The sequence below is a fragment of the Eisenbergiella massiliensis genome (genome assembly GCF_003435485.1).
This window is the reverse complement of record NZ_QVLV01000002.1, coordinates 94,424-112,340: the sequence shown is the minus strand read 5'-3', so window position 1 is coordinate 112,340 and position 17,917 is coordinate 94,424. Positions and strand designations below refer to the sequence as shown.

At 37.6% G+C, this 17,917-nt stretch carries 15 protein-coding genes and 1 pseudogene; all 16 read left to right on the top strand.

The genetic code is table 11. The features are described from left to right. Window positions 1–201 precede the first annotated feature (201 nt). Entirely contained in the window at window positions 202–618 is a 417-nt protein-coding gene (locus DXC51_RS03085; RefSeq protein ID WP_117530502.1) for a helix-turn-helix domain-containing protein, read from the top strand. 131 nt (window positions 619–749) lie between these two features. Beyond that, complete coding sequence (locus tag DXC51_RS03080; protein ID WP_243003114.1) at window positions 750–1,550, top strand: CpsB/CapC family capsule biosynthesis tyrosine phosphatase; 801 nt, start codon at window positions 750–752, stop codon at window positions 1,548–1,550. A gap of 72 nt (window positions 1,551–1,622) precedes the next feature. After that, window positions 1,623–2,360, top strand: a complete 738-nt coding sequence (locus DXC51_RS03075; RefSeq protein ID WP_117543674.1) for a YveK family protein — start codon at window positions 1,623–1,625, stop codon at window positions 2,358–2,360. 98 nt (window positions 2,361–2,458) lie between these two features. Beyond that, window positions 2,459–3,436 carry a polysaccharide biosynthesis tyrosine autokinase gene (locus DXC51_RS03070; protein ID WP_117530919.1) on the top strand — a complete coding sequence of 326 codons (978 nt, stop codon included), beginning with the start codon at window positions 2,459–2,461 and terminating at the stop codon, window positions 3,434–3,436. A 16-nt stretch (window positions 3,437–3,452) separates the two neighbouring features. Then, window positions 3,453–4,202, top strand: coding sequence for a hypothetical protein (locus DXC51_RS03065; protein ID WP_117530921.1), 750 nt, complete (start codon window positions 3,453–3,455; stop codon window positions 4,200–4,202). 278 nt (window positions 4,203–4,480) lie between these two features. Continuing rightward, window positions 4,481–4,692 (top strand): annotated as a pseudogene (locus DXC51_RS30515) (glutamine--fructose-6-phosphate transaminase (isomerizing)); the annotation flags it as partial. 44 nt (window positions 4,693–4,736) lie between these two features. Beyond that, window positions 4,737–6,059 (top strand): nucleotide sugar dehydrogenase, encoded by a 1,323-nt coding sequence (locus tag DXC51_RS03055; RefSeq protein WP_025489871.1) that lies wholly within the window; start codon window positions 4,737–4,739, stop codon window positions 6,057–6,059. 2 nt (window positions 6,060–6,061) lie between these two features. Next, on the top strand, window positions 6,062–6,535 hold the full coding sequence (pssD, locus tag DXC51_RS03050; RefSeq protein WP_243003113.1) for a PssD/Cps14F family polysaccharide biosynthesis glycosyltransferase: 474 nt from the start codon (window positions 6,062–6,064) through the stop codon (window positions 6,533–6,535). Beyond that, on the top strand, window positions 6,535–8,106 hold the full coding sequence (pssE, locus tag DXC51_RS03045) for a PssE/Cps14G family polysaccharide biosynthesis glycosyltransferase (protein WP_025489873.1): 1,572 nt from the start codon (window positions 6,535–6,537) through the stop codon (window positions 8,104–8,106). The genes pssD and pssE overlap by 1 nt, the downstream gene beginning before the upstream one ends. Before the next feature lie 2 nt (window positions 8,107–8,108). After that, window positions 8,109–9,263, top strand: coding sequence for a polysaccharide pyruvyl transferase family protein (locus DXC51_RS03040; protein ID WP_025489874.1), 1,155 nt, complete (start codon window positions 8,109–8,111; stop codon window positions 9,261–9,263). A 45-nt stretch (window positions 9,264–9,308) separates the two neighbouring features. Then, window positions 9,309–10,352 (top strand): Coenzyme F420 hydrogenase/dehydrogenase, beta subunit C-terminal domain, encoded by a 1,044-nt coding sequence (locus DXC51_RS03035; RefSeq protein ID WP_117543672.1) that lies wholly within the window; start codon window positions 9,309–9,311, stop codon window positions 10,350–10,352. 1,031 nt (window positions 10,353–11,383) lie between these two features. Beyond that, window positions 11,384–12,418, top strand: a complete 1,035-nt coding sequence (locus tag DXC51_RS03030) for a glycosyltransferase family 2 protein (RefSeq protein WP_025489876.1) — start codon at window positions 11,384–11,386, stop codon at window positions 12,416–12,418. Between the two features lie 21 nt (window positions 12,419–12,439). Further along, window positions 12,440–13,753, top strand: a complete 1,314-nt coding sequence (locus tag DXC51_RS03025; protein WP_025489877.1) for a hypothetical protein — start codon at window positions 12,440–12,442, stop codon at window positions 13,751–13,753. Continuing rightward, on the top strand, window positions 13,750–14,478 hold the full coding sequence (locus DXC51_RS03020) for a glycosyltransferase family 32 protein (protein WP_025489878.1): 729 nt from the start codon (window positions 13,750–13,752) through the stop codon (window positions 14,476–14,478). The genes DXC51_RS03025 and DXC51_RS03020 overlap by 4 nt, the downstream gene beginning before the upstream one ends. Window positions 14,479–14,483: 5 nt before the next feature. After that, window positions 14,484–15,578: a glycosyltransferase family 4 protein gene (locus DXC51_RS03015; RefSeq protein WP_025489879.1), complete on the top strand. Its 1,095-nt coding sequence runs from the start codon at window positions 14,484–14,486 to the stop codon at window positions 15,576–15,578. Between the two features lie 810 nt (window positions 15,579–16,388). Next, complete coding sequence (locus DXC51_RS03010; protein ID WP_025489880.1) at window positions 16,389–17,915, top strand: MATE family efflux transporter; 1,527 nt, start codon at window positions 16,389–16,391, stop codon at window positions 17,913–17,915. Window positions 17,916–17,917: the final 2 nt, after the last annotated feature.

Here is a 17,917-nt window from a genome sequence, read left to right as displayed (position 1 = left end):
GTACAACTGAAATGTAGATAAGTGCTGCTTTTATGGATTGTGTTTCGCAAAAGTTTAAATTTAGCGAAAACACATAACAGATTCTGATTTTATTGTTTGTTCCCTGAGAAAAGAGCCGGGAAACAATACCGGAAAGCAAAAAAGCGGCCCGGATAGTAAAGATTTTACACCAGAACAGGGAATGTCGGAAGGTGGGAAACAATGGAAAAAGATACGTACGACAGAAAAGCAGCAGGCATACGGATCCGGGAAAAGCGCAGGCAGCTGGGAATTACCATGAAAGAGGCTGCGGAAAAGCTGGGCAGGGTGCCTACTTATTATGCGGATATTGAGAGGGGAAACTGCGGGATGTCGGTGGAAACGATGATCGCAATTTCCAGGCTTTATCATATGTCTTTGGATTATCTGATACTTGGGAAAGAGGAAAATCAGCCAGGGGCGGAGAAGGATGTAAGCCGGACGGAAGAAACGGAAGCGGTGTATCAGCTTCTGAATAATGTGTCGAAGCGGGAGCGTATGTATGCGGCGAAGGTACTGCGGACTTTTTTGATTGCGTGCAGTGATGTGGGACTGAAGGAGGAAGAGGCCCCGGGGAATGGCGGCAGGTATCAGAAGTGATTGCATACGTTTTTTTCGCAGGTAAAAGGAAATATAGCGGATGAAATATCGCAGTGCTTAGGTAGTAAGGCCCAGGCATGTACAGAATTAATAAAACAGGAAAAGGACTAAGGCAGGATGAGACAGCAGATATGGATGAATTGAAAGATATCTATGGTTCAAAAATTATGAATAGAGTGAAAAAAGTTCATGAATCAAAGGATATCCCCGGATTCATAGATATTCACTGCCATGTACTGCCTATGGTGGATGATGGGGCACAATCAACGGAAATGGCGCTGGATATGCTGCGGATTGCGGCGGACGAAGGCATCTGGAAAATGATATTGACGCCCCATCAGAAGGCGGATAGAAGGTGTGTAACACCCGAGGGAATTGTGAAACGGATAGAAATCCTGCAGAAAAAAGCGGACGAGCTTAAAATTCCTGTTAAATTATTTCCGGGAAATGAAATTTTTTACCGCCATGGCCTGGCAGAGCTGCTGGAGCAGGGGAAGATCCGGACACTGGCGAATTCCCATTATGTGCTGATAGAGTTTTTGCCGGGGGAGGATTATGCGTACATAAGAGATGCGATAGGCAGAGTGGCTTCCTTTGGATACTGGCCGGTGGTGGCCCATGTGGAACGGTATGTGAATGTGATTAAGGATATGGAAAAGGCGGAACGGCTGAAGGAAGATGCCGGGTGTTATTTTCAGGTGAATGCCTCAAGTGTTGTCGGCGAACAGGGATTTGCGGCGAAGAATGTGGTGAAGAAGCTGCTGAAAGCCGGGCTAGTGGACTTTGTGGGGACTGATGCACATAGTGATGGGAGCCGGGCGCCGAGACTGAGGAAGTGCGCTGGGTATTTGGAGAAGAAATATGGAGAAACCATGGCTGGGAAGCTGATGCGGGAGAATGCGGAGGCTATTCTGGAGGATCGGGTTTTGTAGGGAGTATTCATATTTTTAGTTAATGATATTTGGAACTGAGAACAAAAGAGAAATGTGCGGGAGAAAATAGGAATGGAAGAAAATACGATACGGCAGACAGATGAAATTGAGATTGATTTGTGGGAAATCTGTCTGGTGCTGATACATAACCTGGCTTTGATTGTTTCTGTGGGAATTATGGTGGCGCTGGGGGCTTTTCTGTTTACACAGCTGTTGGTGACGCCTTCTTATGAGTCTACTACGAAGATTTATATCCTGAATAAGCAGGAGAACAGTGCGGTGACTTATTCGGATATTCAGCTGGGGACGCAGCTGACGAAGGACTACGCGGAATTGATTCAGAGCCGGTTCGTTTTAGAGGAAGTAGTGCAGGGGATGGGGCTGGATCTGACGTATGAGCAGATGAAGGAGAAGGTTTCAGTTACGACGCCTACGGATACTCGTATTCTGGCGATTACGGTGAAGGATAAAGATCCGGTTATGGCAATGAAGATGGCCAATGCAATCCGGGAAGCTGCCTCGGTGCATATTATGAACGTGATGGATATCCAGGCGGTAAATGTGGCAGAGACTGCCAATATGCCGATGAAGAAGGCCAGCCCCAGCGTGCTGAAGAACACGTTTCTTGGCGGTGTGCTGGGAGTATTCCTGATAATTGCTGTTGTGCTGGTTCGTTATCTGATGGATGACACAATAAAGACCCCGGAGGATGTGGAGAAATATCTGCAGCTTTCTACGCTGGCGGTAATTCCTTTGAATGAGGGGGAAGCTGACGGGAAGAAGAAAAAGAAGAAAGTGAAAAGAAGTTAGAAAAGGACAGGCAGGAAAGCGGAGCGTGAGGGAAACTTTTCTGCTGTTATCATATGGGTGATTGAAAACTGGAAGATAAAGGAGAAGGCGGAGAGAGGATGCAGACGGTAAATTTTAATGCGATAGAGAAACTGGATTTTAGGACGAAGGAAAGTTATAAGACGTTAAGGACTAATTTGGAATTTTCCGGGAGGGACAGGAAGGTAATTTCTGTAACCAGCTGTACGCCGAATGAAGGGAAGACGAGTGTGTCTTTTCAGCTGGCATTGTCGGTTGCGGAAGGCGGGAAGAGAGTTGTTCTTGTGGATGCTGACTTGAGAAAGTCGGTGTTGAAGGGGAGGTATAAGACGAATGCTTCCAGGTATGGGCTGTCTCATTATCTGAGTGGGCAGGCTTCGATTGCGGATGTTACGTGTAAGACAAATATTGAGAATTTCTATGTTATTTTCTCTGGGCCGGTACCGCCGAATCCCAGTGAGTTGTTGGGAAATGATGCATTTCGGCTATTATTGGAGTATTTGAGGAATGAGTACGACTATGTGATTGTGGATACACCACCGTTGGGAAGTGTTATTGATGGGGCAGTAGCTGCACAGTATTGTGACGGAACGGTAGTTGTAATTGAGAGTGGGGCTATCAGCTATAAATTTGCACAGAAGGTGAAAGAACAGCTGGAGAAGGTGGACTGCCGAATCCTGGGAGTGATACTGAATAAGGTGAATATGAGCGGCAAGGGGTATTACGGCGCTTATTATGGGAAGTATTACGGGAAATATTATGGGAAGTATTATGGCGGAAATGAGGAAGGCGGACTGCATTCTGCGGTGGTGCAGAAAGGGTTGAAACCGGCGAAGACTGGAGCAAAGCAGGAGGAAAGCGGTTCTGGTTCAAAAGTGCATGAAGGTAAGGTGGCAGCAAAGGCAGATGGGAATGTAAAACTGATGGCCGGAGAAGTGGAAAAGGAAGCTGAGAGCCTGTATGAAGAGGATGACATGATACAGTTGGATGTGGACATGGTGCAGCTTGAGGTTGAAGAATTGGAAGAAGATACAGAAGTGACAGAGGCAGGGAAGTAGGTAAAGGAGACGGGAGATGGAAGCAAAAAAGATAGTAGCTGTGGTTGGTGCGATAGATGTGGTACTGCTGGTGGTATGTCTGGTTCTGTATATGGGGAAAGACAGGAAAGGACCGGAAATATTCTTTGATAAAGAGAAGCAGATAGAATATGCGGAGGGAATGGATGAAGCACTGCTGTTGGAAGGGGTCACGGCAGTGGATGAGAAGGATGGGGATGTGAGTGACAGCCTGCTGGTGGAGAAGGTGGCAGGGACAAATGGGAAAGAAGTGATAGTGACATATGTGGCGCGAGATGGGGCGAATAATGTGGGGAAGGCATCAAGAGCTTTTACGGTAGCTGGCAGTTATGGGGGAGGAGACATTCCTGTTGAAGAAGAAACTTTTGAGACTGGGGATATGCCCGGAACAGAAGGAGCTACAGAAACAGAGACGGGAAGTAACGAGGAAGGTAGTTCTGGAGAGGAAGAAGGTCAGGACGAGAATCAGGGAGAAGGAAATAATGAGGGAGAACCAGCGGGCCCTAATCCGGTATTGGTGTTGAATGCAGATGTGATAGAAACCAAAAAAGGGGTGGCGCCAAATTGGAATGAAGTGATAGAGACGATGAGTGATGATAAGGATGATTATAATACGCTTTATAACAATTTGAAATTGGAAGGACAGGTCAAGTTGAATGAAGAAGGGGAGTATCCAGTGACGTTGTATACGGTGGATACGGATGGAAATAGATCTGAGGTTAGTAATTTGGTAGTGAGAGTTGTCTAAAGTAATCTAAACAGCTGCTCACTAATTTAAAAGATTATAGCGATTGCTACTATACGTACAAAAGTTAAATGGAAATATCAGTGTAGTGGTATATTCATTGATTAATATATTTCTCTATTTAAAGCGAGTGCTCGGTATAAAGAGACAGTAGGTGTTGGGTTGGTATGAAAAAGAGCATTGGCACAAGAAAATTTTGTGTACAAATTAATTAAATACCATACCATTAGTATAATTGTAAAATATTATAAAGTATTGTGATTTATAAATCGAAAAGTTGTCGTAGGACGTATCTATGTGCTGTAACTTCTTATGGTAAATATGAGATTGAGAATATCACTGATTTTGTAACTTGCGTTCTAAAGGTGGATGAGAGATTTATGGCTTCACTGGCTGTAATACCATTACAGTTGCTGGGATATTACGTAAGTGTCGCCAAGAGACTGATGTTGATAAACCGAGAAATTTGGCTAAGAGAGTGACAGTGGAGTAGCTTTATGTATGTCAATAAAAGAGTTACATTTGGAGGAAAAAGAAATGTCATTGTATGAGAAATTAATTAATGGTGAAGAAAAACTTGCGTTGGTTGGTTTGGGTTATGTTGGTATGCCAATAGCTGTTGCTTTTGCTAAAAAAGGCTTAAAAGTTGTTGGATTTGATCTTAACAAAGCAAAAATTAACCTTTATAAAGCAGGGAGTGATCCAACAAAAGAAGTTGGCGATGAAGTAATTAAGAATTCTTCTGTAGATTTTACAGCAGACGAAAAGGCATTACAGACTGCTAAGTTCCTGATTGTAGCAGTTCCCACACCAGTGAATACAGATCATACGCCAGATTTAACTCCTGTTATTGGTGCATCTAAAATTGTTGGTCGTAATCTTACTAATGGTGCTATCGTTGTTTATGAATCTACCGTCTATCCAGGCTGTACGGAAGATGTATGCATTCCTATTCTGGAAAAAGAATCAGGACTCAAGTGCGGTGTAGACTTCAAGATCGGTTATAGCCCAGAGCGTATCAATCCCGGTGATAAGGTACATCGTTTGGAAAATATTCATAAAATTGTTTCTGGCTGTGACGCGGAGGCACTCAAAGAAATCAAAAATATTTATGATATTGTTATTGAAGTTGGAACCTATCCAGTATCAAATTTAAGGACAGCTGAAGCTGTCAAGGTTGTCGAGAACAGTCAGCGTGATATCAACATCGCTTTTATGAATGAGTTGGCGATGGTGTTTGATCGCATGGGTATTGATACAAATGAGGTTGTGGACGGCATGAACACTAAATGGAATGCTCTTGGTTTCCGCCCGGGATTGGTTGGCGGTCACTGCATCGGTGTAGATCCTTATTATTTTACATATGAGGCTGAGAAACTTGGATATCATAGCCAGATTATTCTTAATGGCCGTATTGTAAATGACAGCATGGGAAAGTATGTTGCAGATAGTGCAGTAAAACAGATGATTGCAGCTGGACAGGCACCTAAAAAATCAAAGGTAGTTATTTTGGGATTAACATTTAAGGAGAATTGTCCAGATACAAGGAATAGTAAAGTTAACGATATTATTAAGCAGTTAAATACATATGGGATTAAACCAGTAGTTGTAGATCCGTGGGCAAGTGAAAAAGATGCAATGTCTGAATATGGTGTAACACTTACTAAATTGGATGACGTTTATGATGCAGATTGTGTAATTATTGCAGTCGCACATAATGAGTTTAAAGCTATAAGCTTAGATGATATTAAAAAATTATTTAAGGTTAGTCCCGATGTTGAAAAGGTTCTGATTGATGTAAAAGGTCTCTATAGAGTAGAAGAACTAAAAGGATCCAATATGCGCTTTTGGAGGCTGTAAGAGTGAAAAAACAAGAAAAAATCAAAATTTGCTTGGCATCATCTTCAGGTGGTCATTTTGAACAGTTGATGATGCTAAAACCACTTATCGAAAAATATGATGGTTATGTGGTTACAGAAAAAATTGGATATGATATAAAGGTCGACAATATTCCGGTAAAATATGTAATGCCAATTAATCGAACGGACAAGGCTTTTATACTAAAATTTCTTTGTAATGTGATTAAGTCTTTTTTTATCATTATTGGTAATAAACCAGATTTCATTATATCGACAGGGGCGCTGGCAGCAGTTCCTCTTATGATGTGGACGAAAATATTTCGAGGAAAGGTTATTTATATAGAATCTTTTGCAAAGATTTATTCCCCAAATATATCAGGAAAAATTGCTTATAAATTTGCAGATCAATTCTATGTACAATGGGAAAGTATGAAGAAGTTTTATCCAAATGCTATTTGTAAAGGAGGAATCTACTAATGATTTTTATTACAGTAGGTTCACGAAGTTTTCAATTTGAGAGATTACTAAAGGCAGTGGATCTGGCTATTGAAAAAGGTGAAATTTCAGATGAAGTTTTTGCTCAAGTTGGTTCTAGTACATATCAGGTTAAGAATTACAAAACTGTCGATTTCCTTAATCATGAAGAGTTTAACAAGAAGTTAAATGAATGTGATGTTGTATTAACTCATGGTGGAACAGGGGTTATTGTTAATGCAATTAAACTGGGAAAACGAGTAGTTGCTGTTCCAAGATTAGTTCAATACCATGAAGTCGTGGATGATCATCAAATACAACTTGTAGAGGCATTTGAAAAACTTGGAATGGTTACGGGATGTTATGAGTGCGATAAAATTGGTGAAGCAATAAAAGTTTCAAAAGAAAAAGAAGTTATGCCCTATGTTTCAAACACAAAAAATATCATAGATTCAATAGACGCGATGATTACATCATGTACTAATGTGGATGTAAGACATGATAAAAGTAAATTGCGTATTTTGATGTGCAGTTCTGATAGAAAAGAAAAAGGTGGTATGAATAGTGTAATAGACCAACTAATGAATCATGATTGGGGTACTAATTTTGAACTGTCTTATCTTGCTACGCATATAACAGGAAATGCAATTAAAAAGATTTTGTTTTTTGGAAAAGCATATATAAAATTAAAAAAATTATTGAAAGAAGACGAATTTGATATTATTCATATTCACATGTCATACAAAGGGAGCTTTTATCGAAAATATTACGTGACAAAATTATGCAAGAAGTATGGAAAAAAGGTCATTGTACATCTCCACGGATCCGAGTTTAAGGATTTCTATAATAATGGTGACCAAAAAAGAAAGTCGATGATAGTGGAGTTGTTTACAATTACTGATTGTACAATAGTTCTAGGTGAACAGTGGAAGCAATTTATAAATAAAATTGCTCCACAATCAAATGTTGTAGTAATTAATAATGCAGTCCATATTCCAGAGATAGGCGAGAAGGAAGAAAGCCAGGAAAGAGTACTGCTTTTCCTGGGGGCTTTAATTAAAAGGAAAGGCATGCAGGATTTGTTGAAGGCCTTGAATAAAATGCAACAGAATGGCATAAATGGTTGGCACATGCTTATTGCAGGTTCTGGCGAAGAAGAAGTAGCTTTGAAGGAATATGTAAAAAAAAATAGCCTAGAAGAACAGGTTGAGTTTCTCGGTTGGATCAATAAAGATAAGAAGAATGATCTACTGATGAAAAGTGATGTGCTGATTTTACCCTCATATAATGAAGGACTCCCAATGGCAATTCTTGAAGCAATGTCATACGGCTTAGCGATTGTGAGTACAGACGTAGGTAGTATTAATGAAGCTGTAAATAATGGCCTAAACGGGTATGTATATAACCCTGGTGATGTTGAGGCGCTGGAAAGAATAATCACTAAACTTGTTGCTGATGATGAGCTGTGGAAGAAGCAATCTAGGGAGTCAAGAAGGATCTGTATTGAAAAATTTTCTGAGGACACCATGTTTGCACGCATAGATAAAATTTGGACCAGCTTGTATGGAGAATAAAAATGAACAAGATCGGATTGTGTATAGTATACAAAAACTGGAATTACGGAAGTATGCTCCAGTCATTTGCTACACTGATTGAATTGCGAAAGTTGAATGTGGATTACGAGATACTTCGCTATGAAAGAAAAAAAGATTTAAGTTTTTATATTAACTCGATACCGAGGCTTCTCCTATCGGATATGAGATATTCGAAGTATAGAAATTTGAAAAAGAAAATAGGAAAGAAAAAACATAAGAGTTTTGCTAAGAATGATTCTATAAGGGCAGCTAGATTTGAGTCTTTTGTAAATCGTAATTTTGATAATTTTTCTTCGGTTATTGGTTCCTATAATGTATTACAAGAGTATTCACGTAATTTTGACGCGATTATGGTGGGCAGTGATCAGCTTTGGCTTCCATCTGGCCTTGACACAAATTTTTATAACTTAATGTTTGTGCCTGATGAGATAAAAAAAATTGCTTATGCGGCCAGCTTTGGTGTCGGTGAGATACCTAAGATTCAGATAAATAAAACCAAAAATTATTTGAATCGAATAGATTTTATTAGCGTTCGCGAGCATTCCGGTCAAAAACTCATAAAGGATTTGACCGGAAGGGATGTACCTGTTATTGTCGATCCAACTCTGGTGATTACTAAAGAGGACTGGGATAAAAATATACCCAACATAAGGATTGTCGATGAGGATTACATATTCTGTTATTTTCTGGGTAACAACTTGGAACAACGTAAAGAAGTAGAAAAGCTTCGTGCAAATACGGGGTTAAAAATTGTAGTACTTAAGCACTTGGATGAATATATCGCTTCAGATGAAAACTTTGGAGACTGCACACTGTATAATATAGGACCGGAAGAGTTTATTAATCTTATCCGGTTCGCGACCTATGTTTGCACAGATTCTTTCCATGGAAGTGTATTTTCTATTATTAACCACAAGCAGTTTATTTCATTTAATAGGTATGGAGATAATAACAAGAATTCACGTAACTCACGATTGGATAGTTTGTTTTATCAACTTGGGATTGAGAGAAGATTCAAAGGCGATATTGTGAAGAACATCAATGACATTATCGACTACGTTGATGTGGATAAAAGATTAATTAAATTGCGGAAATATGCGGTGGATTTTATTAGCAGCGCCATTAAGCAAATATAGCAAATTATCCAGTAAAAAGATGCTCTTTCTAAGAAGGAGAACATTATGATAGATAACAGAGAAAAACATAAGTGCTGCGGGTGCACAGCTTGCTATTCTATTTGTCCCCAAAATGCAATAAAAATGGAATTTGATGAGGAAGGTTTCTTGTATCCAGTTGTGAACAAGAAGAACTGCAAGCATTGCGGATTATGTGAAAAAGTGTGTCCATATACTGTTTTGACAAAAGAAGAAAATTGCAGCACTTGCGTTGCAATACAAAATAAAAATGATAATAGAAGGAATATTAGCACAGCCGGAGGCGCGTTCTCTTTGATTGCTGACTATATTTTACAGCATAACGGGATAGTTTATGCTGTGGGATATAGCGAAATGGTGGTATGTCATAAAAAGTGCACAGAACAGGATCAACTTAGGGAGTTGTGCGGTTCCAAATATGTTCAGAGCACACTTAATGAAACCTTTAAAGAAATTAAGACTCACCTTAAAATAGGAAAATTTGTATTGTTTGTAGGTACGCCATGTCAGGCACACGGGCTAAAAAGATATATTGGAGAAAGTCCCAATCTAATAATTATTGATTTGCTTTGCCTTGGAACATCTTCTCCGGGTCTGTTCTCAAAATGGATTGACTATTTAAATCAAAAATATGACTCTAAGGTTTCGTATGTAAGATTTCGTGATAAAAGCTACGGTTATGCTGTGCCTAATATAAGGGTTCAATTTTCTAATGGCAAAATAATTGAACAGTCCTACGATGCTAAGGTTCATAGCAATATGTTTTTCAAACACTTTTATGACGTTAGACCGTCTTGCTATCAATGTGTATATAGAGAAAAACCTCGAGTAAGTGACTTTACCATAGGAGATTGTGTTAATATTGGTCAGTTCAATAAAACGATGGACGATAATAAAGGGACTACTCGCATGTGGATACACACTGAGCGAGGAATGCAAATTTTCAAAGAATTAACATTTCAGATGCGAGTAACTAGTATTATAAACACTTGTAATAATATATGTGGGGGGGCAACCAAATTCCGCTACCTCCTGATAGAAGGGAATTCTTTAATGATTCAATCCGTTTAAGTTACGCACAACTAATAAAACTATACGAGCCAAACAGTCTCAAAAAGATGGGTATTAATATGTTCAGAAGAATAATAAACCATCTACCGAGAGTAATTTCAACACACATATCAAAGGGATTACGACTAAAACAAGCTAAACGTAGTGATATGCGTGTCGAACTGGCAACGCGTGTTCAGAAAGAAATGAAAAACGAGTTTGATTAAATTGGAGGAATTTCTTTATGTTGTTACGTTAAAATTGTTTATAATTGCGAAAGGACGCAAGTACCTTAGATATTGGCTATTCCAAGCTGCTAAATCTATTGTGGCACATGCAAAGAATTTTAAGTAATCCATCTATATTACACGACAAGAGGGGTGAATCCGATTAAGAAAATGCAGTTTCTGATTATTATTGCATTCAAGCTAATACGGGTGATATACACCATTTTAAAGAATGGAAGTCTATATGATCCTCAGAAAATGCTACGAGATATCAAGCGCCCTCAAAAACAGGTTATGGCAATGGCAGCATAATAAATAAAAAAAATCTAGAATTCTATCGAGTTCCTGAAACTCAGAAATCGGGCAGGATTCTAGAAAGAGTCCCAACACAATGGAGCTGTAAGAAGCTGCATTAGCAATGAAGCCAGAGATGATGTTGCGTCCACTGAATCTAGTATCTGGAAGGCAAGGTTGTTTGGTAAAAATCTAATTGAGAAACAAGAGCTGTAGCTGGCCAGTAGTTCTCTCCGTGAGACTCGATCCCATTGAAAAGTTTAGTTCGCACACGATAAATGTACCGGTGGGTACAGGGAAATTAAAACACGACTTCTATAGGCACGGAAGGTTCACCATAGTTGAGCAGAGGTAATTGGCCTTTATAGAGCAACGCAAAGATGCATTATTTGCGAACCCTGATCTGATTATTCTGTACTCGATACGAGGACTGTTCATCATCCTCGGTTCCATTATTCCCATAACCGATAGAGGAAAAGCCTTAAATAGCGTTGGTTTAGGGATTGTTATAATAGGAAGGAAATAAAACTTATGCAACCGATGGTTTCAATAATTGTTCCGGTTTATAATACGGGGCAATATTTAGAAAAATGCTTGGATAGTGTATTAAATCAGACTTACACAAACCTACAGATTATTCTTGTGGATGATGGTTCTACAGACGGAACATCCGCTATGTGCGATAGGATTAAAAGCAAGGATTCTCGAATAGAGGTTATTCATAAAACAAACGAGGGACTCGGATATACACGTAACAAGGGATTGGAGTATGCTGTTGGAGATTATGTGACGTTTCTCGATTCAGATGATTGGTTTGATATTGATCACATAGCTAACCTTGTTCAAGCTGCGAAAGCGTTCAATGCTGATCTTACAATTGGATCGAGAACTAGGTATAATGAAAATAAAGAAGAACAATACAAAAAAATTGAACTTCCAATATATGGAAACTATGAGGGGCGTTCGGTAATTGAAAAGGTACTGCCAGAATTTGTGGCAGCCTCACCTAAGTCAAAGCAAGATTTGGGACTTCCAGCAAGTGTTTGCTTCAGCTTATATCGTACATCACTAATTATAAAAAATAACATAAATTTCCCGTCCGAGAGATATTGTGTTTCAGAAGATTTCTTTTTTAATTATCGCTATATGTTAAAATCCATAAGGGTTACAATCATCCAAGAATATGGATATATGTATAGAAATAATCCTGTTTCTATATCACATACATTTAATTCGGCGCAGTTAGACAGAGTTTACAATTTTTATAGGGAAGTACAAGAGTTGACTTCACTTGAAAACATTACAGAGGATGTGCGTATGAGAGTTCATCGTTGCGGCTTTTCTAAAGTACGAAGTCTTTTAATTCGCGTTATTTCTTCGTCGCTCTCTTTCAAAGAGAAGGTGAGGTATATAAAAAGAATAATATCTGACGACCCAACTCAAAATATGTTAAAAAGAATTAACTGCCGTGAATATAGATTGCCAATTAGAGTGTTTGCTTTATTGGTTAAACATAAAAATTATCTATTAGTTTATCTTTTGCTAAAAGTAAAAAGTCGATCATAACAGGAGGTGAATAGCACAGATATGAAAATAAAAATACCTAAAATCAGAGACAATTTACTAGTTTATATAATTTTATGGAATATTCTTTCCGCTGTGTTAATTGCCTTTCTCGGAGTTCCTCGTTCTATACTTTATTTTACGGATGCCCTGAACGCCTGGCTTTTTTTGTCTGCATTTCGCAGTCAAAGGTATTCTATGACCAAACAACCAGTTTTTTTATGGGTAATTCTGTTTATAGTTATTGGGATTATGGGCAGCATTATAAATTTGACATCACCTATACTGACAATATGGGGAATAAGACAGACCTCTCGCTATCTGTTCTTTTTTTACAGCTGTGCCATTTTTATGACTGAAAAAAACATACGGACTATATTAAAGGTAATTGAGATTATATTTTGGATTTCTGTTCCATTATGCACCTATGAGGGATTATTTGTTACGTATCCGCAAGGGACAATTGTTGGTGATATGGTCGGTGGAATATACTATAGGACAGGGAGTGCTAATGCTCCATTGAATATTATACTGGTTGTTTATTCGGTTTATATTATTTTATGGTGCTTAGATGGAAAGATTAGTTTTAAGAAAATGATAATAACCGTTGCAGCCGGTATGTGGATGGCAATCCTTGCAGAATTAAAATTGTTTATCGTTGAAATGTTGGTTGTAATTGTAGTTGCAATGATTATTAGTAAAGTAAGTTGGAAAACAATTACTCTTTTTATCGTCGGAATACTAGCTTTTAATATTATAATAACGGGATTTGTATCAATTAACGCAAGAGGCAGATCCTATTATACAAATGATTTGTTTTCATTTGAAAGCATGATTAAATATGCAACCAGAACAGAGGGATACGATGGTGTTGGTGACTTAAATCGCTTTACAGCCATACAGGAATTGATAGATAAATTCTTTCGTAATGATTTGTTTGGATTATTGTTCGGCTACGGTATAGGTTCTGCAGAATATTCGAAATCCAATGAAATGCTTACAAGTACATTTTATAATCAATATGGTTATTTGCATTATCAGTATTTTACACACGCTTTTGTGTTTATTGAAACTGGACTATTGGGATTGATTAGCTACCTTATGATTTTTATATCTTCATTGAAGAGAGGGATTAAAGTATTGAAAGGTACACAATGGAAAAAATTTTATATGATTACTGTAATGATTATGGTGTTTTTGGTATTTTATAATACCACAATGAGAAATGAATTTTGCGCATATATTTTATATGCTATATTAGCAATTCCTTTTGCCGTGAAGAATTGTAATTATGAAACTTACAATGAAGACAATAATTATGAAGGAGATAGAATATGATACCTAAAATAATTCACTACTGTTGGTTTGGAGGTAAGGAAATTCCAGAAAAAGACAGAAAGTGTATTGAAAGTTGGAAAAAATATTGCCCTGATTTTCAGATTATACAATGGAATGAAGAGAATTATGATATTACAAAAAATGCCTATATGTATCAGGCATATCAGGCTAAAAAATGGGGCTTTGTTCCAGATTATGCACGTTTGGACATAATTTACAATCACGGTGGCATTTATTTGGATACCGATGTTGAATTGATAAAGTCATTAGACGATATATTATCTAATCGAGCAGTAATGGGATTTGAAGATGGGAGGAGTGTTAACCCAGGACTGATTATTGCGGCAGAAGCTAAGCACGAAACTATCTTTGAATTAATGGACATCTATAAAGGTAGAGATTTCATTAAGCCTGATGGAAGTATGGATACGACTCCAAGTCCTATCATGAACACAGAACGTCTTGTAAAGAAGGGATTGTGTCAAAACAATATGAAACAAGAGGTTGCAGGAATTACAATTTATCCCAAGGCTGTATTTTGTCCAAGAGATTATCATTCCGGCAAAATGAAAATTACTGATAATACAATCAGTATACACTGGTTCAATGCCTCGTGGAAAACTCCACATCAGAAAAGGATGCTGAAGGTAAGACGTATTATCGGTGACAAATTATATTTCAAATTGGTTGATGTAAAAAATAAGATTATCCGTAAGGGGAAGTAAATTTCATGAGAAAAATTTGTTTTGTAAGCGGGGTAATCGCACGATCGGGGGGGACTGAAAGAGTCGGATCTATTATTGCCAATTCTTTAAGCAAAGCCGGATATGATGTTTTCCTGCTTAGCTTTTGGAATCAAGGTAAACCCTATTTCCATCTTGAGGATGAGGTTCATGTGCATTATTTGTTGAATCACAAAATTGAGGGTAAGTTTTATCGCACTGGAATTTATCCTATTATTAAGTTACATAGATTTATTCAAAATAACGATATAGACATCATTGTTGATATAGATACTGTTTTATCAAGACATTCAGCGTATGCAATCAGAGGAACTAAATGTAAATTAATCTCATGGGAACATTTTAATTACTGGACAATGCTCCGTTTGAAAGAGGCACGCCGTTTTCGAGCAAAAAAATTAATTAAAAAATACGCAACTGAATTGGTTGTATTAACAGAGCAGGATAGGGAGGCACATATTAAGCATTTGGGTTTTGACGAGAATCTTATCACAGCAATACCAAATCCATGCATGGAGGTACAGGATTCAGTCTATGATTTCGATAAAAAAATATTCCTTTCCATAGGCAGATTGACTCCTCCAAAAGGATATGATTGGCTCCTTGAGGCGTGGAGCAGAATAGAAAATTACATCCCTGATTGGAAATTGAGGATTGTAGGAAGCGGGGAAGATGAGATAAAACTCAAAAAGCAGAAGGATGATCTGAGATTGCAGAACGTTGAATTTATTCCGCATACCACAGATGTAGGAAAATACTATTCTACAGCTTCGGCTTATGTTCTTTCGTCAAGGTACGAAGGATTTCCAATGGTTCTGCTTGAAGCAGAGGTGTATGGGCTGCCTATCATAGCTTTTGACTGCAAGACTGGTCCTCACGATCTGGTTTGCAATGGTGAAAACGGATATCTGGTTGATGAGGCAAATATTCAGAAATTGGCAAATTCAATGCTTGACTTTACTAAAGATAAGGAGAGAGCAGATAGAATGTCTCAAAAGTCAAGAAGTTTTGTCAAAAGGTTCAATTTAAATTCAGTTACACTCCAATGGGTTGGACTGATTGAGGCGATTCTTAATAATTAAAACTGAGAATATCTTCTTATCAATCATCATCTCGTGCTATAACGCAGAGAATCCAATTACATAGTGCGTTGAAAGCCTTCAGGAGAAAATCACTGAAAAAATTCTGTGAAGTGATTTGTATTGATGATAGTTCACAAGATAGGGCAGGCAAGATCCTAGATGGACTATCTAGGTGATATAAGAATCTTAAGGCGTTGTATAAAAAAAATTTTGTGTTTCTGGCGCTCAAAATGTCGGAGGGGGATACGAGAGGCCGGTAAATAACATTTATTGATATAGCGCGATGACTATGTAGATCATAATTCCTTTCAGGCGATTGTTAAAATGGCGACTGAATGCCAAGATTGTGATTTGATTGTGTTTAATTACTATGAGAAAAACGATGATGAATTAGACATTGACTATTCAGATGCATTTCAATATACAAAGTAATTTGTATATTCGGCAAATTATTTAGATTATCTTCTTAACTGTAATAAGATTATAACCATACGAATGCGTATGAAGGGATATTACACGCTCTTGAAGATGCATTGAAGACATATGACATTACTGAATAATTTCCAATAGTACATATGCGTTGCTGTTTGGGGACAGTTAATTTGTATATATAAACAAAGACCACCGAGGACGATGAACAGACTTTAGTAGCTGTCTTACGAGAAATCAGAATGAATAAAGCCGCAGTAAAAAGCCGCTTTAATCAGATTTTAGTAAGAACAGCTTTATTGGGCAGGATGAAATTAACCATTTTATTTTGTCACCCAAAGAAACGATTTCATATTGATTTTAAGAAGGAGTACATATTTAGTGAAGATACAAAGAACGAAAAATGCAGGTAGAAACATTGTTTTTGGAACAGTGTTAAAAGTATATAATATTGTTATACCGTTCCTGATGCGTACTTTGATGATATATCAGATGGGGATGGAATATGCGGGATTAAATAATCTGTTTTCTTCATTATTTCAGGTATTAAACCTTGCTGAGTTAGGAATCGGAGCGGCATTGACTTTTAGCATGTATGAGCCAATCGCAAAGGATGAATCGGAAAAGATTTCCGCTCTTCTGAATCTGTACCGTAAGTGTTTTCAAATTATAGGAGGTATCATTTTTGCTCTAGGGCTTCTGTGCATGCCATTTCTTAAATATTTGGTAAATGGTAATGTTCCAGATAATTTGAACTTGCAACATTTATATTTTTTGTATCTTCTTAATACTGTTCTTTCGTATTGGCTTTTTTCTTATAAAAAGAGTTTAATATATGCTTTTCAGAGAAATGATATTAATAGTAAGATTTCGCTGGTGACATATTCGATACAATATTTTTTGCAGGCACTTGTGATTTTAAAACTTCACAACTATTATTTATATGTAATATCCTCAATTGCAGCACAAATACTTCTGAACCTTATTTCCGCAATGGTTGTTGACAAGACTTATCCTTATAAACCAGTCGGCAAGGTTGAGTCAGTTGTAGTTGTGGATATCAAGAAGAAAGTCCAGGGGCTTGTTACTAATAAAATTGGAGGGGTAATTTTTCGGTCAGCCGATTCTATTATTATATCAGCATTTCTTGGACTTGTTGTACTTGCACAATATCAAAATTATTATTATATTTTGTCTGCAGTAATTAGCATTTTTACAATTATATTTGAGGCCTGTGTAGCGGGAATAGGAAATAGTATTATTACGGAGAGGAAAGAGAAAAATTATGAAGATTTTTGTACGTTGACATTTCTTACTGGAATACTGATCGGAATTTGTTGCGCTTGCTTTATTTGTTTATACCAGCCTTTCATACAGCTGTGGGTGGGTGATGAAAACCTGTTATCAATTTCTCTAATAATTAGCTTTGTAATATATTTTTACGTTTATGAAGTTGATCAATTAATCAGCACATACAAGGATGCCGCTGGAATCTGGTATCAGGATAGATACCGCCCGCTGTTAAGCGCAATCTTAAATTTGACATTGAATATAATTACTATTAGATTCTTGGGACTTTATGGTGTGCTGTATTCGACAATTATTAGTTACATTGTTCTCAGTATGCCCTGGCTACTTTTTAACGTGTTTCATGAATTGTTTTTTGGCATGTCTGTCAGAAGATATATTTTGCTGCTTCTAAAAAATATATTTGCTACACTTCTTGCATGTGTCGCATCGTATTTGATATGTAGTAAAATTAATATAAATGGTTTGCAAGGGCTTGTTATTCGTCTAATTTTGACGGTAGGGATTTCGGGAATGATAATGATAGCCGTCTTGTTTAAAAGCAGGGAGTTTCCTCCAGCGTATAAGCTTGTCAGAAAACTTATAAAACTTAGGAAATGAGG